General features: G+C 48.9%; 22 protein-coding genes. 12 read left to right on the top strand and 10 right to left on the bottom strand.

The window, feature by feature from the left end; genetic code table 11:
* Window positions 1-50: 50 nt before the first annotated feature.
* From BLQ88_RS03140 to BLQ88_RS03130, 3 genes are read right to left on the bottom strand one after another with little or no spacing between them, the layout of a single operon-like run.
* Window positions 51-554 carry a shikimate kinase gene (locus tag BLQ88_RS03140; RefSeq protein ID WP_090146641.1) on the bottom strand — a complete coding sequence of 168 codons (504 nt, stop codon included), beginning with the start codon at window positions 552-554 and terminating at the stop codon, window positions 51-53.
* Window positions 555-576: 22 nt separating this feature from the next.
* Window positions 577-1,668, bottom strand: a complete 1,092-nt coding sequence (locus BLQ88_RS03135; RefSeq protein ID WP_090146639.1) for a BT_3928 family protein — start codon at window positions 1,666-1,668, stop codon at window positions 577-579.
* 30 nt (window positions 1,669-1,698) lie between these two features.
* The gene (locus BLQ88_RS03130; RefSeq protein WP_176884887.1) at window positions 1,699-2,244 is read right to left on the bottom strand and encodes a DUF1599 domain-containing protein; all 546 of its coding nucleotides are present in this window, start codon (window positions 2,242-2,244) and stop codon (window positions 1,699-1,701) included.
* A gap of 84 nt (window positions 2,245-2,328) precedes the next feature.
* Between BLQ88_RS03130 and folP the strand changes: the two genes are divergently transcribed.
* The 4 genes from folP (at window position 2,329) to BLQ88_RS03110 (ending at window position 5,830) form a co-directional block, all read left to right on the top strand.
* Entirely contained in the window at window positions 2,329-3,180 is an 852-nt protein-coding gene (folP, locus tag BLQ88_RS03125) for a dihydropteroate synthase (RefSeq protein WP_090146636.1), read from the top strand.
* Between the two features lie 37 nt (window positions 3,181-3,217).
* Window positions 3,218-4,021 carry a diadenylate cyclase CdaA gene (gene cdaA, locus BLQ88_RS03120; protein ID WP_090146634.1) on the top strand — a complete coding sequence of 268 codons (804 nt, stop codon included), beginning with the start codon at window positions 3,218-3,220 and terminating at the stop codon, window positions 4,019-4,021.
* Window positions 4,022-4,124: 103 nt separating this feature from the next.
* A complete protein-coding gene (gene rpsT, locus BLQ88_RS03115) occupies window positions 4,125-4,388 on the top strand; it encodes a 30S ribosomal protein S20 (RefSeq protein WP_090146632.1) in 264 nt (87 codons plus the stop codon).
* A 167-nt stretch (window positions 4,389-4,555) separates the two neighbouring features.
* Complete coding sequence (locus BLQ88_RS03110) at window positions 4,556-5,830, top strand: beta-propeller fold lactonase family protein (protein ID WP_090146630.1); 1,275 nt, start codon at window positions 4,556-4,558, stop codon at window positions 5,828-5,830.
* Window positions 5,831-5,892: 62 nt separating this feature from the next.
* Here the strand turns inward: BLQ88_RS03110 and BLQ88_RS03105 are convergent, their stop codons facing one another.
* Window positions 5,893-7,269 (bottom strand): glycosyltransferase, encoded by a 1,377-nt coding sequence (locus BLQ88_RS03105; RefSeq protein ID WP_229212555.1) that lies wholly within the window; start codon window positions 7,267-7,269, stop codon window positions 5,893-5,895.
* Entirely contained in the window at window positions 7,155-7,898 is a 744-nt protein-coding gene (locus tag BLQ88_RS03100; protein WP_090146626.1) for a methyltransferase domain-containing protein, read from the bottom strand. The genes BLQ88_RS03105 and BLQ88_RS03100 overlap by 115 nt, the downstream gene beginning before the upstream one ends.
* Window positions 7,899-8,183: 285 nt before the next feature.
* Here BLQ88_RS03100 and BLQ88_RS03095 point away from each other — a divergent pair, with 285 nt between their 5' ends.
* Window positions 8,184-9,797 carry an ABC-F family ATP-binding cassette domain-containing protein gene (locus tag BLQ88_RS03095; RefSeq protein ID WP_090146624.1) on the top strand — a complete coding sequence of 538 codons (1,614 nt, stop codon included), beginning with the start codon at window positions 8,184-8,186 and terminating at the stop codon, window positions 9,795-9,797.
* 81 nt (window positions 9,798-9,878) lie between these two features.
* Here the strand turns inward: BLQ88_RS03095 and BLQ88_RS03090 are convergent, their stop codons facing one another.
* From BLQ88_RS03090 to BLQ88_RS03080, 3 genes are all read right to left on the bottom strand, one after another.
* Window positions 9,879-10,610 (bottom strand): class I SAM-dependent methyltransferase, encoded by a 732-nt coding sequence (locus BLQ88_RS03090; RefSeq protein ID WP_090146622.1) that lies wholly within the window; start codon window positions 10,608-10,610, stop codon window positions 9,879-9,881.
* Between the two features lie 105 nt (window positions 10,611-10,715).
* Window positions 10,716-11,351: a gluconate 2-dehydrogenase subunit 3 family protein gene (locus BLQ88_RS03085; protein ID WP_090146620.1), complete on the bottom strand. Its 636-nt coding sequence runs from the start codon at window positions 11,349-11,351 to the stop codon at window positions 10,716-10,718.
* Window positions 11,352-11,380: 29 nt separating this feature from the next.
* Entirely contained in the window at window positions 11,381-13,120 is a 1,740-nt protein-coding gene (locus BLQ88_RS03080) for a GMC family oxidoreductase (RefSeq protein ID WP_090146618.1), read from the bottom strand.
* A gap of 169 nt (window positions 13,121-13,289) precedes the next feature.
* Here BLQ88_RS03080 and BLQ88_RS03075 point away from each other — a divergent pair, with 169 nt between their 5' ends.
* Window positions 13,290-14,243 (top strand): L-threonylcarbamoyladenylate synthase, encoded by a 954-nt coding sequence (locus BLQ88_RS03075; protein ID WP_090146616.1) that lies wholly within the window; start codon window positions 13,290-13,292, stop codon window positions 14,241-14,243.
* A gap of 22 nt (window positions 14,244-14,265) precedes the next feature.
* On the opposite strand, the gene BLQ88_RS03070 is transcribed toward BLQ88_RS03075, so the two are convergent.
* Window positions 14,266-15,693, bottom strand: coding sequence for an ATP-dependent DNA helicase (locus BLQ88_RS03070; protein ID WP_090146614.1), 1,428 nt, complete (start codon window positions 15,691-15,693; stop codon window positions 14,266-14,268).
* A 157-nt stretch (window positions 15,694-15,850) separates the two neighbouring features.
* Here BLQ88_RS03070 and BLQ88_RS03065 point away from each other — a divergent pair, with 157 nt between their 5' ends.
* The 4 genes from BLQ88_RS03065 to coaD all read left to right on the top strand — a co-directional run bounded on the left by BLQ88_RS03065 (window position 15,851) and on the right by coaD (window position 18,344).
* The gene (locus BLQ88_RS03065) at window positions 15,851-16,273 is read left to right on the top strand and encodes a CBS domain-containing protein (RefSeq protein ID WP_090147106.1); all 423 of its coding nucleotides are present in this window, start codon (window positions 15,851-15,853) and stop codon (window positions 16,271-16,273) included.
* 146 nt (window positions 16,274-16,419) lie between these two features.
* Window positions 16,420-16,908 carry an NUDIX domain-containing protein gene (locus BLQ88_RS03060; protein WP_090147104.1) on the top strand — a complete coding sequence of 163 codons (489 nt, stop codon included), beginning with the start codon at window positions 16,420-16,422 and terminating at the stop codon, window positions 16,906-16,908.
* Between the two features lie 37 nt (window positions 16,909-16,945).
* Window positions 16,946-17,851 (top strand): DUF3822 family protein, encoded by a 906-nt coding sequence (locus tag BLQ88_RS03055; RefSeq protein ID WP_090147103.1) that lies wholly within the window; start codon window positions 16,946-16,948, stop codon window positions 17,849-17,851.
* A gap of 10 nt (window positions 17,852-17,861) precedes the next feature.
* A complete protein-coding gene (coaD, locus tag BLQ88_RS03050; RefSeq protein ID WP_090146612.1) occupies window positions 17,862-18,344 on the top strand; it encodes a pantetheine-phosphate adenylyltransferase in 483 nt (160 codons plus the stop codon).
* An 11-nt stretch (window positions 18,345-18,355) separates the two neighbouring features.
* Here coaD and BLQ88_RS03045 read toward each other — a convergent pair whose 3' ends face one another.
* Window positions 18,356-19,045, bottom strand: coding sequence for an NUDIX hydrolase (locus tag BLQ88_RS03045; RefSeq protein WP_090146611.1), 690 nt, complete (start codon window positions 19,043-19,045; stop codon window positions 18,356-18,358).
* A 101-nt stretch (window positions 19,046-19,146) separates the two neighbouring features.
* Between BLQ88_RS03045 and BLQ88_RS03040 the strand changes: the two genes are divergently transcribed.
* On the top strand, window positions 19,147-20,451 hold the full coding sequence (locus BLQ88_RS03040; RefSeq protein WP_090146609.1) for a hemolysin family protein: 1,305 nt from the start codon (window positions 19,147-19,149) through the stop codon (window positions 20,449-20,451).
* A gap of 2 nt (window positions 20,452-20,453) precedes the next feature.
* On the top strand, window positions 20,454-21,095 hold the full coding sequence (gene pyrE / locus BLQ88_RS03035; RefSeq protein WP_090146607.1) for an orotate phosphoribosyltransferase: 642 nt from the start codon (window positions 20,454-20,456) through the stop codon (window positions 21,093-21,095).
* Window positions 21,096-21,156 lie beyond the last annotated feature (61 nt).

Genomic DNA, 21,156 nt, shown 5'->3' with positions numbered 1-21,156 from the left:
AGCTAGTAGATCATATAGCTAAAAAACCTGCGATGAGCAGGTTTTTTACTTTAAAGCAAAGGAGTAATCAGTTCCAGTAAGTGGCTGACGTCTATTTCGCCCTTCAATGTAAAATCAGCTTGTGAGTAGTATTGCAGCCGGTCGGTAATCCGCTGTTGCAGCGTGTCGACGAGTGAAGTTGCGCCTGAAAGGATCGGCCGGTCGTCTTTCCCGTGGTTTTCAATTCTTCTGGCGAGATCCTCGGCCGGAACGTCGAGGAAAATGCTGACGCCCATTTCTTTAATTACTTCCATATTATCAAAGAAACACGGCGTTCCGCCTCCTGAGGCCAGTACAATGCCTTTTTGAGCAGCAGTTTCTTTCAGAATCCGGCTTTCGACTTCCCGGAAATAAGTTTCTCCCTTTTGCGCGAAGATGACTGAAATCTCCATTCCCTGATCTTTCTCGATCAGTTTATCGAGGTCTACAAACTGGTAATTCAATGCACGCGCGAGCTTTTTACCCAGCGTCGTTTTGCCGGAAGACATCATTCCGACGAGTATTATATTCTTCATTCAATATCAGGTGTCGGTCACATCATTTGGCAAGCTCCACCACCTCGTCGGCGGTAGGTGTGTCGTTGTAATGCCATTTGCCTTTCACAATACCATCTTTCAAAAGCCACAGGCCGGGATTGGAACGCAAAATGGTTTTCAAAACCGTCGCATCTACATAATAATAAGGTGCGGTAAGCTGGTGCTGCGACAGGAAGTTCTCGATATCGGCGCTGTTACCGGACGTAAGGATAACCGGCTCTACGCCTTTGCCTTTCACTGCATTGATCAGCTTATTAATATCCGGCAATGCGGCGGTGTTAATGTCGGTAAGGCTCTTAATGATCAGGAAAAGCTTCTTGCCCTGGAAGGTGCCTTCCGTGAAATCGCCCGCATCATTCCAGACTTTGTAGTCGGTAATTTTCGGCTTCGCGTCTTCATTCAACACCACCATTTCCTTGAATTTCAGCGTAGTATCACTCGGATATTGCTCGTATTCAAGCGTTTTGCCGTCTTTTTCAAAAATATACTGGTAACGCAGCGGCTCCGAAGGTTTCATCTGCGCGGGAATGCTGGCGCCTACGCGGTAAGGCAGCATATCGACGATCGGCAGGTGACGCAATGCGTAAACGGCAACGCCCAACGAGACGAGTGTAGAGATCACGACAATGATGCCGGTAGGGTAGGACTTGAACTTCTTTCGATAGTATACGATCACCAAAATCAGTATCAATAGAAATATGTCCTTGCCAAACGACGTCCACGGCGTGAGCTTAATCGCGGCCCCGAAGCAGCCGCAATCGGTCACTTTGTTGAAATAGGCCGAATAGAATGTGAGGAACGTGAAAAAGACGATAATCGCCAGGAGAAGCCAGGAAATGGTTTTCGGCTTGTAGGCCACGAGCAATGCAATGCCCAAAACGACTTCCGCCGTGCAAAGGAAAACCGAGAAATACAGCGCCAGCGGCACGAGTGCCATGAAGAAATCATGCATTGCGGGAAGGTCGGTCGCGAAAACCTCGAAGTATTCTTCCAGCTTGTACTGCGTCCCGATGGGGTCGTTCAGCTTGATGATTCCGGAGAAAATGAAGAGTAATCCTACTACAACTCGTGAGATCTGGGCAAAGATTTTCATTGCAAACTGGACGGCGGTTTGAAGTGGCTTTTAATTGGTCTGCAAGGCATTCGATTTGATCAGGCAGAATACCGAATAGTTGATAATATCCTGGTACCCGGCTTTAACTCCCTCAGAAACGAGTGTAAGTCCTTGATTGTCTTCGATTTGTTTGATCCTTAGCAGTTTCATGAGAATGATATCGGTCATGGAGCTCACACGCATTTCGCGCCATGCTTCACCGTAGTCATGGTTTTTATTAAACAACAATTCCTTCACTTCGTTCACCTGCTGATTGTAAACAATTGTTAATGCAGAATCGTCGATGGTCTGGTTTTGCTCAGCCGCCCCGATCTGGATGAGCGCCATTACGCAGTAGTTAATGATTCCGATGAATTCGGAAGACACGTCCTCATTCACCTTCTGCACGCCTTTGTCCTGAATGGTGCGGATGCGCTGGGCTTTGATAAAGATCTGATCGGTAATGGAAGGTAGCCGCAGGATACGCCAGGATGTTCCGTAGTCCTTGTTTTTTTTTGTAAAAAGATCTTGGCAATACTGAATGATTTCCTGATATTCCGATTCTGTGGATTTCACTGTTTCAAATGAGTTAGAGACTTCCAGACGGTAGGAAGAGAATGCTTTGATATTCATTCCTTTGCCTGTTTTTGAAAAGAATTTATGTTGCAAGTTAGTAAAAAAACGCTCAATATCCGGGGCAGGCTGCTCGATCTGTCGACGCCCCTGGTGATGGGCATTATGAATATTACACCCGACTCGTTTTACTCCGGAAGCCGGGTCAATGCTGTGCAGGAGATCGTCGACAAGGCCGGTCAGATGCTTTCGGAAGGGGCGGGGATGATCGATATCGGTGGCTATTCCACCCGGCCGGGCGCACGTGAGGTGAGTGCGGAGGAGGAGGGCGATCGCATCGAATCCGCGGTGGAGCCATTAGCTAAGTATTTTCCCGAGCTCATCATTTCTGTTGATACCTTTCGGGCCGAAGTAGCTGGAAGGGGCATTCGAAGAGGTGCACATATTATAAATGATATCGCCGGCGGAAACCTCGACGACGCGATGTTCGAAACCGTTGCCCGCCTGCGCGTACCGTACATATTAATGCACATGCGCGGGACGCCGCAAACGATGAATGGGCTGACGGACTACGAACGCCTCGTGCCGGACATTCTCCGGGATTTGCGGGAAAAGGCGATGGTCCTTCAAAGTATGGGCGTTGCGGACCTGATCATCGATCCGGGTTTCGGATTTGCGAAAACCATTGCGCAGAATTTCGAACTGATGCGGGAGTTGGAGCAATTCAAACTGCTCGGTTACCCGGTGCTGGTGGGCATTTCGCGCAAGACGACCATCTATAAAACCTTGCATATTTCGCCCGAGGAAGCGTTAAATGGCACGACGGTGCTCAACACACTTGCATTGGAGCGCGGCGCTTCGATCCTGCGTGTGCATGACGTGAAACCTGCCGTTGAAGCGGTAAAACTGTGGATGGCCGCGGGTAACTATCCAAATTAAAATAGTAATTTAGTCGCTGTAAAATATCACCTTTCGTATGCGTGTGGGTTTTCTGAACATCAATTGGGCTGATATCCTGGATGTTTTTTTAGTGTCCATTCTTCTTTATCAGGTATATACTCTTGTTCGGGGAAGTATTGCAAGCAGGGTTTTTCTGGGGTATCTGTTCGTTTACGTCTTTTATCTGGTGGTCAAAGGGCTGGGTCTGGGCTTGCTGACGGCCATTCTGCAATACTTTATGGGCGTCGGTGCGGTGGCCTTGATCGTGATTTTCCAGCAGGAAATCCGCCGCTTTCTGCTCATTATCGGTAAATCGACGATTTATACCAATAATGGTTTCCTCAAAAAGATCATTGGTAATTCGATGATGGATTTCAAGGTAAAAAACCTGAAAGAGGTGATCGATGCCAGTAAAACCATTGCTGCCAATTTCACCGGCGCGTTGATTGTGCTGAACAAGCGGGATGATTTGGGTAAGTATGTCGAAACCGGCGAAATGCTCGATGCGAGGGTTTCCAAACCATTGCTCGTGTCGCTTTTCAACCAGTATAGCGAGCTGCACGACGGCGCGGTGATCATCGTGGACGGCGTGCTGAAAGCGGCGCGTTGCGTGCTTCCGGTTGCCGACGGCGTAGATGTACCTTCATCGCTGGGCTTCCGCCACCGTGCCGCGATGGGCATGAGCGAGGCTACGGACGCGATCGTGATTGTTATTTCAGAGCAAACAGGTAAAATTTCACTGGCTGTCGAGGGTGAGCTGCATGGTAACATTCCCTATAATGAGCTGGAATCGCGGATCGAGGAGTACCTGGCCTCGGACGTTCAGCGCATGCCCAAGTAGCTTTATTTTAATTTAAATATATTTTGAAAGGAAATTTGGCGTTTTGGGAAGCAATTTCTATTTTTGCAGACCGAAATGAGAAATAGAAAAATATTCATTACAAATGGCAAATCATAAATCAGCTTTAAAAAGAATCCGCGCCAACGAAACCAAGCGTTTGCGTAATCGTTACCAGCACAAGACTACCCGTTCATACATCAAGAAATTGCGTGAAACGACTGATAAGGCAGTAGCTATTGACGTGTACAAAACTGTATCTTCAATGTTGGATCGTTTGGCAAAGAAAAATATCATCCACAAGAAGAAAGCTTCTAACCAGAAGTCTAAACTGGCGAAATTCGTCAACGGACTTGCTGTTGCAGCGTAATTTTTACTTCCTGTGACCCGAAACCCCGGCAAATGCTTGCCGGGGTTTTTCTTTTTATCGTATATTGCGAGTTCTGAAAAGAACCTTGCACGGGTATAAATGCCCCTGCAAGGTTCTTTTTGATGTAAGCTCAATTGTTCGAACCACCCAAAACTAAAATCTTTTCTATGAAAAAAGTTGCATTATTTGCTGGTTTGGCTGCGTTGGGAAGCATCCCTGCGATAGCCCAATCACCCATTACATTCAATGCCCGCGGTCTGGTTGTAGTGTCCGATTCCGATTTGGCAGCTTCCGCATTGGTGGATGGGAAGCTATTAAGAGACAACACATCGAAGGACCAACTTACCACCATTAAAATCCCGGTAGAAAGAGGGAGCAAAGGCCTCGGGAGCGCACTGGTTTCCAATTCCGCGCTGGGATATTCCAAAACATTGGCCGTTTCACCGACCGGAACACTCGCATTCGTGCTCGAAAACAGGATCAGGCCGGAAGACGGTGTTGGGGAGTACAAAGACATTTCGAAGGAATTTCCGGCAGGGGAGAAGCTGTTTGTGGTAGACATTAGTAATCTGGCGGCACCGAAAGCCAAGTTCGGCTTCCCGGTTGGCAAAAAACCGACTTCTATCGACGTCAACAAAAACGAATTGATCCTTGCAACAAATGACACCGGCAAAGAGCTCGTGTTTATCGAAGCGGGCCCGGACGGTAAACCCGCACGTTTTCTGAACCTACCCGCTGGATTGGATACGACCAACCGCATCGTAGATATTTCATGGCACCCGTCGGGTGACTTCATTGCATTTACCCTCGACAATTCAAATGAGGTAGGGTTGTACAAAGTGATCCGCGAAGCCGGAAAGCTGAAAAACGTGGAGATGGTAGGAAAGCCGGTGAAAGTAGGTGCTGATCCTTCTTTCGGAAGATTCACGGCCGACGGCAAGCATTACCTCGTCCTCGACGCCAAAGGTCCGCAAGGCAAAGGTGCCGGTGAAGGCGAAGTTTTCGTAGTGGATTTCTCCATGGATGGTGCGGTTGAGCACAAGGTTGCAGGACAGACAGCCGCAGGTTTGAATACCGGTTCGTTCGCATTGAGCCCTGATGGCACTTTACTTGTGACCGCCAATGCGGGCAAAAGCGGCTCTCCATGGGCGGAAGCAGGCGCAGGCACGGGCGCGTCGCTTACCTTATACAAAGTTGCTGCTACCGGTGCATTGACCAAAGTAGCCGATTATCCATTTGATGGCATTTATCCGCAAAGTGTAGCTTTCGACAAAGATGGTTCCAACCTGGCGGTGTCGGTGTTCGAATACCTCGAATATGGCAGCGGCAACGGCGGCGTGGAATTCTGGTCGGTGGCCAAGGGCGATACCCCGTCATTGAAAAAGCAGGGCGCGAAAGTGAGCGTAGCCAAAGGCGCACACACATTGCGTGTGATCCCCTGATCCATTCGGAATACACGATTTTCATACGCAGGCCGGTTCATTACCGGCCTGTTTTGTTTGCATTATCTCTTTGCGAGAATATGATTATAGATACTACCATATTTTGCGGCGACTACCTCTTCTGAGTAACATTCCAATACTTTTTGCCTTGCGTGATGCGACAGTTGTCCATCACTGTTATTTTTCAAGATCCAGCTGATCCCCTCCGCGAGCGATTCCGGGCAAGCGTAGTCCGACAAATAACCATTCACTTTATGTTCAATCATTTCCGGTATCCCGCCTACTTTGAAACCGACGACAGGTGTTCCACATGCTAATGATTCCATAATTGTATTAGGCAAATTCTCTTCCAACGAGGGAGTTACAAAAACCGACGCGGCGCTGTAAGCTGCATTAATCTGTGATTCGCTTACTAGGTGGCCGAGGTTGTGCACCGGAAATGGCAGATGGTTCAAAACTTGATAGTCACCGGAGCCGAAAACAATGATTTCGATATTATCGAACGCTCGTTTGTTGCTGGATTTGAAAATATGCAGCGCTTCTTCAAAATAGGAAAATCCTTTCTTCAAAGCATTGATCCGCATGGACGCGAACAATATGTAATGTTTATCGATCGGGATATTGAGTTGCAGTTTTGCCTGGCATTTGGGTAACGGAGTGAATATGTTTATGTCGATCGGATTGGGAATGGAATCAATATAACAACCGGCCATTAAGCTGCTTTCCGAAGCCTTACGGGCAATCCAATTGCTGCAACCTACTGAAAAGAGCAAACCGTAAGCCGCTCGTTTTGCCAGCCAGTTCATTTTAGAAATGTCATTGATACCTGGTTTCTTTACGAATTTGCAGTTTCCGCATTGCTGCCGGTAATGGTCGCAATCTCCGCTATGGTGACAGCCGCCCGTAAACGGCCACATATCATGGAATGTCCAAACGATAGGTTTCCCCAGTGCAAACAGTTTTTTCAAAGAGTGGGTGGAAAGAAAGCCAAAGGTAATCCAGTGCAGATGTATGATGTCGGCATTCTGAACGGCTGGATGAGAACTGATGTCGATGCCGACCATACCACGGTTGAAGAGAAAGCGAATGTCCTTTGATTTTTCATAGGGCAGGAAAAGAAGCCTTTCTGCAACAAACCTTAGCCATGCCAGTTTCTTTTTCAAAGGTGTGGGTGAAAGTGATATTACCGCGGGGTTTTGCATCTTCTTTTCCTGAACCAGGATGGTGCCCTGAATGCCCAAATGTTTTTCCAGTGCTTTTTGTAAGCGTAAGCAGGCAATAGCGGCGCCGCCGCTGCTGTCGCTTGTATTGATAAACACGACCTTCATAAGTGTGCAGTGATGACAATGAATGGAGAAAGAGCTTTGCTCTCGAAGGGGAGAATTTTGGTAAGAGCCTTTAATACAATCCAAGTAGATTTGCGGAACAAACGGATCCATAAACTCAGCATTTGTTCGTTTTCAAGCCAAAGCATAAACCGGCCCGAGTAGCATACTTCGATGTTTTTTAAACCAATTTCCTTGCAGATCTTTCTGAGATAATAGATATCCATGCACTCGATAAAGTGCTTTTCGAAATTGGCATGATCGAATTTCTTTTGAAACCAGCCATTTAAGCCGCGGAAATTTGGAAGCGTAATGAGAATATGCCCGCCGGGAGCAAGAAATGAAGCGTGCTTTTGAATGATCGCCCTGGTGTCTTCGAAATGTTCGATCAAACCGTTGGACATCACCAGATCAAACTTCCTTTCCGGATTGTAATTAAAAAGATCGTCTTCGACGGTGGTGATGTCGCCGGTATTAAGGCTATTAATATTCAGTAACTTATTGATCGTGTTTTGGTCGATTACATAGTCAAGCAATGTCGCCTCGACACCCATTTCTCTTTTTAACCATATGGAGTAGTATCCAGGGAAACCGCCGATTTCGAGAGAAGATCGAAGGCCGGACTTTTCTGTCAGTTCCCTTAGCAATGGAAGAAATGGATGGTTATCCGGAATTCGGAAAATTATGTTGGGTTTGCTTTTCCAATAGTCCAACCAAAATTCCCGGTTAGTGAGACTGTTCATAAGCAGCGCGCAATTGTTGAAACCCTAAGGTAGAAGCGCCTTTTTGAGTCCAACAACTCCGTTGTATGTAGGGTGATCACGAGTTAGCCGCCGGTATTTGGAAGCATTTAGGCTTCCGCCGGTCATGTTCCGGCATTAGTCAGTAGGAGCGTCGAAAATGGTATGACCGGAAGTGTAAATCCGGTCCGGGGCGAGAGTTTTGTTTGCAATTAGATCTTGCAAGGATGCTAAATCAGACCGATTTTTGTAATTTTGCGGTCTCATTCATAAATAATCAATTTACAGATGATTACGGTTCAGAACGTATCGCTGCGATACGGTAAAAGGGTATTGTTCGACGAAGTAAATATAAAGTTTGTTCCAGGTAACTGCTATGGCGTGATTGGCGCTAACGGAGCCGGGAAATCCACATTTTTGAAGATTCTTTCAGGCGAAATCGAGCCGCAGACCGGTAATGTGAGCATGAATCCGGGCGAGCGTATGACATTCCTGAAACAAGACCAGTTCGAGTTTGATGCATACACTGTTATGGACACGGTGATCCTCGGCCACGAACGGCTTTATAAAGTAATGAAAGAGCGTGAAGCCATTTACGCCAAAGAAGATTTCACCGACGCGGACGGCGAAAAGGCCGCTGACCTGGAAGCGGAATTCGCTGATTTGAATGGCTGGGAGGCCGAAACCGAAGCTGCGCAGCTTTTGAGCGGCCTGGGCCTCGGCGAAGACCTGCACCATTCCCAGATGGGTGATTTGAATGCGAACGACAAGGTACGCGTCCTGCTTGCACAAGCGCTTTTCGGTAACCCCGATGTACTCCTGCTCGATGAGCCTACCAACAACCTTGACGTTGAAACGGTACTTTGGCTCGAAAACTTTCTCGCCGATTTCAAGAATACAGTAATCGTAGTTTCCCACGACCGTCACTTCCTCGATGAGGTTTGTACGCACGTCGTGGATATCGATTTCAGCAAAGTACAGCTGTTCTCGGGTAACTACTCGTTCTGGTACCAGTCGAGCCAGCTTGCATTGAAGCAGCGCCAGGATGCTAACAAGAAGGCGGATGAGAAGCGTAAGGAATTGGAAGATTTTATCCGCCGTTTCAGTGCGAATGCTTCGAAATCCAAGCAGGCTACTTCGCGTGCGAAGCTTTTGGAGAAACTAACGGTCGATGATATTAAGCCTTCGTCTCGTAAATATCCTTACATCGCATTCAAATCGGAACGGGAAGTGGGTGACCAGCTTTTGCGTGTGGAAGGTCTTTCCAAAACCGCCGAGGATGGAACAAAACTGTTTGATAACATCAATTTTACTGTCAATAAAGGCGATAAAATTGCATTTGTAAGCCGCAATGTCATGGCTATCAGCTCATTGTTCGATATAATCAGCGAAGTTGATAAAGCGGATAAGGGCGAATTTACCTGGGGCGTTACGATCACCAAATCGTATTTCCCAAAAGATCCGGGACAGTTCTTTGATGTGGATTTGAACCTGGTAGACTGGCTACGTCAGTATTCCGAGGAAAAAGACGAAAGCTTTATCCGCGGCTTCCTGGGCCGGATGCTTTTCTCCGGTGAAGAGTCTTTGAAAAAGGCAAAAGTACTTTCAGGAGGTGAAAAGGTGCGTTGTATGCTCTCGCGTACGATGCTCTCGGGCGCGAATGCATTGGTACTCGACGACCCCACCAACCACCTTGACCTTGAATCGATCACCGCATTGAACAACGGTCTGATCGACTTCACAGGCTGCCTGCTGTTCTACTCCCATGACCACCAGTTCGTGGAAACTGTCGCGAACCGCATTATCGAAATCGGACCAAAAGGAATCCTCGACAAGCTCATGACTTACGACGAGTTCCTGACCGACGAGACGGTGAAGCAGCAGCGTCAGAAGTTGTATTAATCCCGCTCCGCGGTTGTATAAGCAAAAAGCCCAGTTTCATTCGAAACTGGGCTTTTTGCTTATACAAAGAAACAGTCACAGCTAGAAAATAGAAAGCTGCTTTTCGTTCTTCTGAGTTAGTACTGCGTAAGAGCTGGGCTTGATACCGCGCAAATATGGTACCATTTCCAGAATTGCGTGCTTGATCTTCGTAATGTAGTAGGGTGCTTTTCTGTCGCCATACGAAAGTTTCAGCACCTCGTCGTGATAGAGGTGATTAATGTCTTGCTTTACCTCGAAATTCTCAGACTTCAACAGAAACCGGAATAATGCCGGCGTGTAAATATTGATATGGCCGTAGGAAAGAAAATGCGTTAACTTCCTGTCCACATAGAATGAAAAATCAATAGGTACCTCAAAAATCTGGTACTTTGACACGCGCTTGATCTCCCGCAACAATATCCTCTCATGCTCCACATGCTCCAAAACGTGCGAGCAAATGACCAGGTCGAAATGATTGTCGGGATAGGGTATTTTGTATCCGTCGAATAACACCACATCGTTGAGATTCCTGATATTTTTCGACTTGATCAGTTCGATCCCGCTCTCGGAAATCTCGACACAATTTAAATCCGGACAAAAATTCCATTGCGACAGCCAGTTCAGGATACTTCCTTCGCCGGCACCTACTTCCAACACGTTTTTGAACTGGATCGATTTGGAAAGTTCTACAATATTAAGCGCTTTGTAACGAGCGCCGGTATTACGCCAATTTACAGATTTTTCATCATATTGGCTTGAATATGAATCTTTTATGTTGTCGGATAATTGCATGCAGCCGGATACGTATTTTGGGCCAAAGATAATAAAAGTGCGCCATTGACATCAATGGCGCACCGGTTACTCGTAACATTTATCAGTTTTCGACAAGCTTAAAGCTTAATCGTAGCTCAAACCATACTGTTTCAAAACATCCTCCGGAACGCCTTCCCATACATTGGGCGTGTTTCCTTTATAACCCAAATCAGCGATGCCGATTTTGGAAGTATAAAAGCCGGATGCCGTCAGGTTGCGCATCAGATTGAAGAATGCAACACCTTGGCTGTGAATAGGTTTCGCTTTTTGTGGGTAAGCGATATCGTCTACGATCTGGATCTGCTGCGCTTTGGTAGCCAATGTAAATCCTTTGCCGAAACGGTTGAGCGATTCCCTTTCGATCCATCTCAGACCGCCGCGCAAAGGCGTTTGATGCTGCGGCATATCCTTCACGATGAAGTCGATAAATTCCACCACACCTGCTTGCGATGCGCTGGCCGAAGTAGCGTCGGCGGGGATGATAATGTCAACCAAAACCTTGATCGTCGCCAGTTCCGGCGCGGTCAGGAATTTTTCTTTGGCCAGTTTGGCGTCGCGGATTGCTTCTTCTTTCGTTCTTCCGCCCGGAATTTTAAGCGGGGTTTCCGGCGGGGTTTGCATTTCGAGCTCCCGCTGCTCGGCTAATGCCACCTGAGGGCTCAATGCGGCGATCCCCAGCGAGCTCAGCGTCAATGACTTTAATGAATCTCTGCGTTTCATATGCTTATGATTTGAACAGGGTTCAAATGTTAGATATTTTTCTGTTTAACCTGATTGATAATGTACTCGGAAGCACGCATAGAGAGTGCGAGGATCGTCCAGGTCGGGTTTTTGTCGGCCTGTGATACGAACGAGCCGCCATCTACCACGAACACGTTTTTCACCTCGTGCGCCTGCGAGAACTTGTTCAATGCGGAAGTTTTCGGATCGTCACCCATACGCACGGTTCCTACTTCGTGGATAATACGTCCCGGAGCTGCCAGACCGTAGTTGGTATCCGCGCCGGGTTTGGTACCGTTCGCGACGCCGCCCAAGGCATGGATCATTTCCTCGAAAGTGTCGTGCATGTGCTTCGCCTGTTTGATCTCGTAATCAGACCATTTGTAATGGAAGCGCAATACTGGGATACCGAATTTATCCACCACATTCGGGTCGATTTCGCAGTAGTTGTTATAATCAGGCACCGCCTCACCGCGACCGGCCATGCCGATATTGGCTCCGTAGAAACGACGGTAATCTTCTTTCAAAGACGCGCCGTAGCCGCCTGCTTCTTTGGTAACACCTGCTTTGGTAGGATATTTACCATTCAAATTCTCGATTCCTGAACCGAAACCGTAAGCAGGCATGCCCATACCGCCGCCGTACTCGATGTGGTAGCCGCGTGGGAAGTCGAGTTTCTTGTTGTCGAGCCACCATGGGGTGTACACGTGCATACCGCCTACGCCGTCCTCGTTGTAACGCTTGCGGTCCATGAGGTGAGGCAGGAATGCGCCACGCGAAGCACCGGTTGAATCGTGCAGGTAACGGCCTACCACACCGCTGGAATTCGCCAGACCGTTCGGGTGACGGGCAGATTTCGAGTTCAACAGCAAACGGGAAGATTCCGCCGCCGAGGCCGCCAGAACCACAACTTTTGCCTTAATAGTATGCTCTGTCAGTTTTTCACGGTCGATGTACGATACGCCAGTGGCCAGTCCTGTTGAAGGATCGGTAAGCACCTCGCGGCACATCGCATTGTTGATCAGGGTTACGTTACCGGTCTTGATCGCAGGAATACACAACACCGACGATGACGAGAAATCCGCATACGCCTGGCACGCCCGCGAGCACTGGCTGCAATAGAAACAAACGCCGCGCTGGTCGTTGATAGGCTTGGTAAGGATCGACAAACGGGAAGGGATCACCGGAATGTTCGCTTTTTTACCCGCCTGTTTCAGGAAAAGCTCGTGCAAACGCGGCTTCGGCGGGGGAAGGAAGATACCGTCCGGTTCGTTATCGAGGCCTTCAACAGTCCCGAAAACACCGATCAGTTTATCGACCTGATCATAATAAGGCTTCACGTCGTCGTAGCTGATCGGCCAGTCGTCGCCGAGGCCGTCGATACTCTTCCTTTTAAAGTCTTTTGGTCCGAAACGAAGGGAAATGCGCCCCCAGTGGTTGGTACGGCCACCGAGCATACGTGATCTGAACCAGTCGAATTGTGTTCCGTTCTTGTGTGTATAGGGCTCTCCCTCGATTTCCCATCCACCCCAGGCCGCATCGAAATCACCGAAAGGGCGATGATTGCCCGCGCCGCGGCGTGGCGATTCATAAGGCCATTTCAGCTGTGTAATGTATTTTGGATCAGCAGGGTCGAAATATCCACCTGCTTCCAAAAGAGCCACCTTGGCACCCGCTTTGGCAAGTTGATAAGCTGCCATTCCACCTCCCGCGCCCGAGCCGATGATGGCGACGTCGAACACAGCAGGCTGTTCTTTGATTTGAAACATAGTAAAGGGTTGTTTAGATAGTACTATTTAACCAATAAATATAAAAAGGTATCAGGTAACGGAGCGCCAACTTTTCTTGATTTGGGGTTATTTAAAAACAATCTAAATGCATATACTCGGATTTCTTCCGCGCCGCCGTATTTTTGTGTTTTAAAAACAGAATAATATTTTGGCAGTTACCGGCAGCGACCTTGATGTCGCAAAAGAATTTCTGATAAAAGGCGAATTGGTGGCCATTCCTACCGAAACCGTTTACGGCCTCGCAGGCGATGCATTGAACGAAAAAGCGGTACTCTCTATTTTCGAAGCAAAGAACCGCCCTGCATTCGATCCGCTCATTATCCATACTGATTCCATCGAAAAAGCGGCTATTTACGTGTCCGACATCCCCGAAAAAGCGCGGGTGCTGGCGAGCCGCTTCTGGCCAGGGCCGCTTACCCTGCTGCTTCCCAAAAAGGACATTGTGCCGGATCTGGTAACCTCGGGGCTCGATACGGTTGCCGTACGGATTCCCAACCACCCGCTCACGCTGGAACTGCTTGCGCAGCTGACCTTTCCGCTTGCTGCACCAAGCGCGAATCCTTTCGGCTACATTAGCCCTACCAAACCGGAGCACGTGGACCAACAGCTCGGCGACCGCATTCCCTACATTCTGGACGGTGGCGAATGCGAGGTAGGAATCGAGTCGACGATATTGGGTTTTGAAAACGATGAGACGATCGTGTACCGGCTGGGTGGGCTGGATATCAATGAAATTGAATCGCTGATCGGCCCGGTGGTGCTTATGCCGCATTCAACGTCCGACCCGAAGGCGCCGGGAATGCTTAAAAGCCATTACGCGCCGCGGAAGCCTTTACATTTATATAGGAGAGATGAAATCGTGCCGGGGGATGCTGAAACGGGGTATCTGATGTTCGACCGGTATCTGGAAGGCGCCGATCGGAAATACCAGCGCCTGCTCAGCCCGAACCGCGATTTGAAGGAAGCGGCGCATAACCTTTTCGCGTACCTGCGCGAGCTCGACGGGTTACCTGTTTCCGAGATTAAAGCGGAACTGGTACCGGCCAGCGGGTTAGGCTTAGCTATCAATGATCGACTCCAACGCGCTTCGGTACCTGCCTGAATGCATTAGTATCCCAAATGCATTATTTGAAAAACTGCGGGTGAAAATTCATCAGGAAAACTTCGTCGGTAGCGCGGGTAATGGCCGTGTACAGCCACCGGATGAATTCGGTATTGATCTGTTCCTCAGGTAAATAACCCTGGTCAATGAACACCGCGCTCCATTGCCCGCCTTGCGCCTTGTGACACGTGAGCGCGTAGGCAAATTTGACCTGCAATGCATTCAGATACGGATCTTTCCGCAATGCTTCCACACGGTCCTTTTTGGATTTGATATAAAAATAATCCTGCTGCACGCTCTCGTACAGCTTCTTATTGTCTTCCGCCGACATCGAGGCCGAAGGTGAATGCAAAGTGTCGAGGAAAATCTTCGCATCGAATTCGGGTTGCTTGTCGTAATCTGTCAGCCGTAACGTTACATCGGCGAAGCGGAAGCCATGCATTTCCTGTGTTTTGCGGATTTTCAGCAATTCCACAAAATCACCGTTGGCAATGAACCCGGCAGGGGAATCTTCGTCGAGAATGTTGTAGTTGTTCCGCACGACCATCAACCGGTCGCCTGCGTCGAGCTCTTCCTCCGAAAAGTTAATGACCCGGCGAATGTATTGGTTGTATTGAACGGCTGCTTTGTTCGAACGCGTCAGGATAATGGAGTTTTCGGTACCATATTTATCATAGGCATACCGAAGGCCTTCTTCCAGCTTTTCGCCCGTCATTTTGAACACATCCCGGTAGGAGCGGGTGGTAATGTGAATATCCGCGGCCTCCGCACTAAGCTGGTTGCGCAGCTGGGTCGCATTGAAGAGAATGCCCGATTGCTCGTCCTGCCGCATTACCTCCTTTAATTCCTCCTGAAAAACAGACATATAGAATGTCCTTTCAAGGTAATCGCCGTCCAATGCGGGACTGAGGTCCTTGCCCACGGGCGGGAGCTGCGCGGTATCGCCTACGAGCATGAGCTTGTTGCCCGGGTTTTCAAATACAAATTCAACGAGGTCGGCGAGCAGGCTGCGGCTGCCGAAATCGGCATCGTCGGTGATCATGGATGCTTCATCGACGATAAACAATGTATTATCGTGGTAATTCTTTTGCCGCTGAAAGGATAATGTGCCCGAAAAGGCGTCGGCGGTCTGTTTGTAAATCTTCTTGTGGATCGTAAGCGCGATTTTTTCCGAATAACCCGACATGACCTTCGCAGCCCGTCCGGTAGGGGCGAGGAGCACCGATTTATAGCCGAAGTTTTTCAACACTTTGATGAGCGTGCTGATGATCGTCGTTTTACCGGTTCCGGCATAACCTTTGAGCAAAAAACAGTCTCTGTAACGTTCCAGTCCCTTTTCTTCAATCAGAAAATCATTGGTTTTTTCGAAAAAACGAAGCTGGCCTTCGGTAGGCCGGAACGGGAATTGCCTGCGTAACAAATGGGAAGGCAAAAGTTTGTCGGTGTCCATGGAACGAATCTAACGCATCGATTCCGATTATCAAAAACCGGATTTTTTAACAAAATAATACACAGATTTTATTGGATTTTAATAGGTCAAATCCATATATTAGACTCCCTTATCTGAAAATCCCCAAACCTAAACATCTATGCTGGTACAACATGTAATGGGCAACAAGCCTGTCAATGCGATTTGGTCGGTTACGCAGGACAACACAGTGTTTGAGGCTCTGGAACTCATGGCCGAGAAGAACATTGGGGCAGTTTTGGTACTTGAAGATAATGAATTGATCGGTATCTTCTCCGAGCGCGACTATGCGCGTAAAGTGATATTGCAGGGACGCGCATCGAGAGACACGCTGATCCGCGACGTAATGACCAGCAGGGTAATTACGGTGGAAACGGACGCGAAAATCGAGGAATGTATGCAGATCATGTCGGACAAGCATATCCGCCACCTGCCTGTGAACCGCGACGGACAGCTGGTCGGCATTATCTCGATCAACGACATCGTTTCCGCGATCATTCATGAGCAGAAGGAGCATATCAATACGCTCGAAAGCTACATTTCCGGAAGCCCTTACTCCTGAGCGACGCCCTTTTTTTCTACGAATGAACACGTCTACGCGACGGGTTTTCGTGACCCGCAATCGCGCCGCCGGATGTGGGCTGGCATAATTATGTCTTGCCTATTCTGGGGGGATGGTTATCTTTGCCCGTTCAAAAAAAACAGGTTTTGGCGACATTAAATGCAGACATAGGATCTATTTACGGCGGCTCCGTGCGGGTACGTGTGTGCGGCGTTTGCGTGCATGAGGACCGCCTGTTGCTGGTCAATCACTCCCTTTATGCCGACGATGCGTTCTGGTCGCCTCCGGGCGGTGGCGTGTATTTCGGAGAAACGGCCGAGCACGCTTTGGCCCGCGAGTTCCGCGAGGAAACCGGCCTGGAAGTGATCGTGGGAGAGCTATTGTTTGTAAATGAGCATATTGCCGATCCGCTGCATGCGGTGGAGCTGTTTTTTGAAATCGAATCCTTCACCGGCCAGCTCGCTTCCGGTTTCGATCCCGAACTGGCCGCCGACGGGCAGGTCATCCGCGATGTCCGGTTTTTGTCCTGGGAAGAAATCCAGGCGATTTTACCCGCGCATAAGCACCGGATTTTGAACAAAGTCGCTTCCCTGGCTGGGATTTTTGAACTCAACAAGTATATTTCCGGAAGCTGACGCCGGCATAAACATTAAACAACACCACCCCGACGACGTGGCAAATTCTGAAAACCAGTTAATTGAAGTTATTCCGACGCTGTTGGTAGGAGACAATTCCTTCGATGCGGCCAGCATTCCGCTTTGTACGCTCTGTATCGAGCTCGACGAGCGGCGTATCCGCTTTTGCATCGTGAGGGACGAAAACATGGAATGCATCTGGCTGGAAGATTATTTCTTTGAGAATGCACTCACACCGGCCGAAATTTTCGAACGGCTAAAACGGATTTTCAGCGGGCATTTGTCGTGGTCGTCGAATAACTGGAACAATGTATGCGTGACGGTCAATTCGCATGCATTCACATTGGTACCGAATGTGCTTTTCAAGCCGGAATCGGCTTATGAATACCTTTCTTTTGCCTTGGGTAACCCGGTTTCGAAGCACGAGAAAGTGCTTTGGCACGACCTTCCGCTCGTACACGCGCAGAACGTTTTCAGTGTTCAGGAGCTTTGGTACGATTGGGTCGTGAATCATTTCAGCGCTTCCACGGTCACATTCTACCACCTCACGAGCGCATTGGCGATCGGTTCGCTGGTGAACCATGTGGAGCATCAGGAAATGCGGATGATGTCCCTGTATTTTGAAAAAGACCACTTCACATTGGTCGTGAGCGAGAGCCAGCAGCTGTTGCTTTGCAATCGTTTCAAATATGCCCAGGTTCAGGAGCTTGCTTACATTATCCTGTTCACATTGAGCCAGTTGAATATTTTACCCGAGGAAATCAAGGTGCTTTGCTACGGAGAAATCGCGCCGACGTCGGATTCGTACCAGGAGCTTTCGCGGTTTTTCCCGAACTTACACATGGGTACCCGGCCTACGACGCTGAAATACAGCCCGCAATGCGCCGAAGTGCCTGGTCACCGGTATTTCGGATTGTTCAATACTTATCTCATTTCCTCCTAATATTCCTCCTATGACTCGTATAGCACTATTTCCGGGATCTTTCGATCCGTTCACCAGGGGGCATGAGGACATTGTCCTGCGCGGGCTCAGGCTGTTCGATCAGGTGGTGATCGGGATCGGTAACAACGCCACCAAAAAGCGCTATTTCCCGCTGGAAGTGATGAAGGAGATGATCGAGAAGACTTTCTCTTCCGAGCCGAATGTGAAGGTGGTTACCTACGACGACCTGACGGCCCATACTGCCCGTGAACTTGGCGCGAGGTTTTTGCTGAGGGGCTTGCGGAACACCACCGATTTTGAATACGAAAATGGTATCTCGCAGGTTAACAGATATTTGTACGAAGAAATAGAGACCGTTTTCCTGATCACTTCGCCGGCTTTGGCACCGATCAGTTCGAGCATTATCCGCGACCTGCACCGCTATGGACAGGCCGTGGACAATTTTCTTCCCTATTCATTATCTGAACTGAAAAAGGCCGCCCAGGATCACTAGACGGCCGTTTTTCAGGATTCTTTCAGGTTATGTATCTTATTCAGGCTGTCGACCACGTAGCGGATCGAGCTGTACGACTGTATTAGCAGGGGTTTCACATCCGAGGGCTCGTACCAGTCCAGTTTTTCGATCTGTTCTTCGGCTTGCGGGCTCATTTGTGAATCGTCGAGGCAATCGAAAAGGTACCATTTGGTGCGTTTCAGAATGCGGCTGTTATTCAGCGTGTAGGTATGCCAGGTGGTGCAGATTTTGTCGCGGATCAGCGCTTTTACGCCAGTTTCTTCCTCGATTTCGCGGGTAGCGGCCACTTTTGAGTTTTCGCCTTTGTCGAGCTTTCCTTTTGGTAAATCCCACATTTTGCGGCGGTACATGAAGAGCCATTTGCCACCTTTCACCACTACGCCGCCGGCGGCTTTGATCACCTTGTATTGTGCCTTGATTTTGTCCTCCACCTCCGACTTCTCGCGCGTAGCCATCGTGATCGAAAGCATGTCCTTGGGGAATTCCTTTTCGAGCATCTGGATCACCTGGATGGCGCTCGTGGTCGTGGAATTCAGGAACAGGACGTGGCCCGTCAGCATGCTTCTCTGCAATTTTTCCAGCCGCAGATCTACGATATGCTCAAAACGCGATGTTTCGGCGGCAGACAACTGATTGGTCCGTACAATTCTGACTGGACGGTCGTCGAAAAAAATGGTCATTTTGGAATGGGTACGTGAATGGATCGCAAAATTAAGTAAAGAGTTTAGTTTAGGCAGAGATTATTATTGATAAATTTGTATTTGTAACAACTAAACAGTTCTTGGAACTCCTCATAATTCTACTTCTGGTGCTGCTCAATGGCCTTTTTTCCATGTCAGAGATAGCACTGGTTTCCTCCCGAAAATCGCGCCTGGAGGCCGCAGCCAAGAATGGCGATTCGAGCGCGAAGGCAGCATTAAACCTGGCGAATTCCCCTACAAAATTTCTTTCCACCGTTCAGATCGGCATTACGCTCATCGGTTTGCTGACCGGTATGTACAGTGGCGACAATATCACTGCCGATTTTGAGCAAATAATTTCCCGCGTACCCGAGCTGGCACCTTACGCGCATTCGCTCGCAGTGGGTTCGGTGCTCGTAGTGATCACGTATTTGTCGCTCGTGCTTGGCGAGCTGGTGCCGAAACGCATTGGTATGTCCAATCCGGAAGCCATTTCAAAGGTAATGGCCACGCCAATGAACCTGCTCTCGAAAGCAACCGCCCCGTTTATCGCATTGCTAGGTATTTCAAGTGATTTGATAATCAGGGTTTTAAATATTAAGCAATCTGAAAACGCAGTTACCGAGGAGGAGATCAAAAGCCTCATCCAGGAAGGTACTTCCGGCGGTGTTTTTGAAGAAATAGAGCAGGAAATCGTGCATAATGTGTTCCAGCTCGGTGATCGCAAGGTAACCTCGCTCATGACCAACCGCCAGGAAATCGTGTGGCTCGACCTGGAAGATTCGGTGGAAGAAAACAAGGCCAAAATCCTGGACGCACGGCATTCCATTTACCCCGTCTGCCGGGGCAATGTCGACGACGTTGTGGGCCTGATTTATGTAAAAGACCTGATCGCGACCGATCTGGAAATACAAATGGCACATTTGACGGCCATTATGCGCGATCCGGTTTATCTGCCGGAAAGCAACCGGGCTTACCAGGCGCTCGAAAAATTCAAGGAGCAACGTGTGTATTACGGCATTATCGTCGACGAATACGGCGGTACATTAGGTGTGGTGACGATGCACGACATTATGGATGCATTGGTGGGCGACATTTCCGAGGATATCGAAGAGGCGTCAGAAATCGTGAAGCGCGAGGATGGTAGTTACCTCATCGATGCGCAGTTGCCATTCGACGATTTTATTCAGTATTTCAATATCAATATCCAGGATAGCGAGCGCCGGGAGCTGGTAGGCTTCAATACGCTCGGTGGTTTTGTGCTGCATGTCCTGGAAAACATTCCGCAAACCGGCGAGAAATTCAATTGGAGACATTTCGAGTTCGAGGTGATCGACATGGACCGCAGCCGGATAGACAAGCTTTTAGTAACCAATTATAATAAACAGGAGGAATCCGAAGATTAATAATGTCGAACGATCTGGATATAACAAAACGAATCGCCGAGCTGCTTCTGGAAGCGCAGGCCATCAAGCTCAGTCCCGCAAAGCCGTTCCAATGGAGCTCTGGCTGGTTTTCACCGATTTATTGTGACAACCGCGTGGCATTGTCGTACCCCGATACCCGCACCTTCATCAAAAAGGCGCTGGCCGAGCTGATCCGCGAAAAGTACCCGGATGCGCAAGCGATCGTAGGCGTAGCCACGGGTGGTATTGCGCAGGGTGCATTGGTAGCCGACGTGCTCGAATTGCCTTTCGCCTACGTACGCCCCGAGCCCAAAAAGCATGGCATGGGTAACCAGATCGAAGGCAGACTGGAAAAAGGCCAGTCGGTAGTGATTATCGAAGACCTGATCTCAACCGGCGGAAGCTCCCTCAAAACAGTAGACGCCCTCCGCGAAGCTGGAATAGAAGTAGCCGGAATGGTAGCCATATTTACCTACGGCTTCCAGGTAGCCGCCGATAATTTCAAAGCTAAAAACGTCCAGCTCGATACGATCAGCAATTACAATGCATTGATCGACGTCGCATTAGAGCACAACTACGTCAGCGCCGAACAGGTAGAGAGCCTCGCCGCATGGCGCGTGGCACCGGAGAGCTGGGGAAAATAAGCATTCGGCCGTCCGCGGTCGGCTGTCGGTGGTCAAATATTCTGACCGCCGACCACCGACC

Source organism: Dyadobacter soli, assembly GCF_900101885.1.
Classification (GTDB): domain Bacteria; phylum Bacteroidota; class Bacteroidia; order Cytophagales; family Spirosomataceae; genus Dyadobacter; species Dyadobacter soli.
This window is presented reverse-complemented; position numbering and strand designations above follow the sequence as displayed.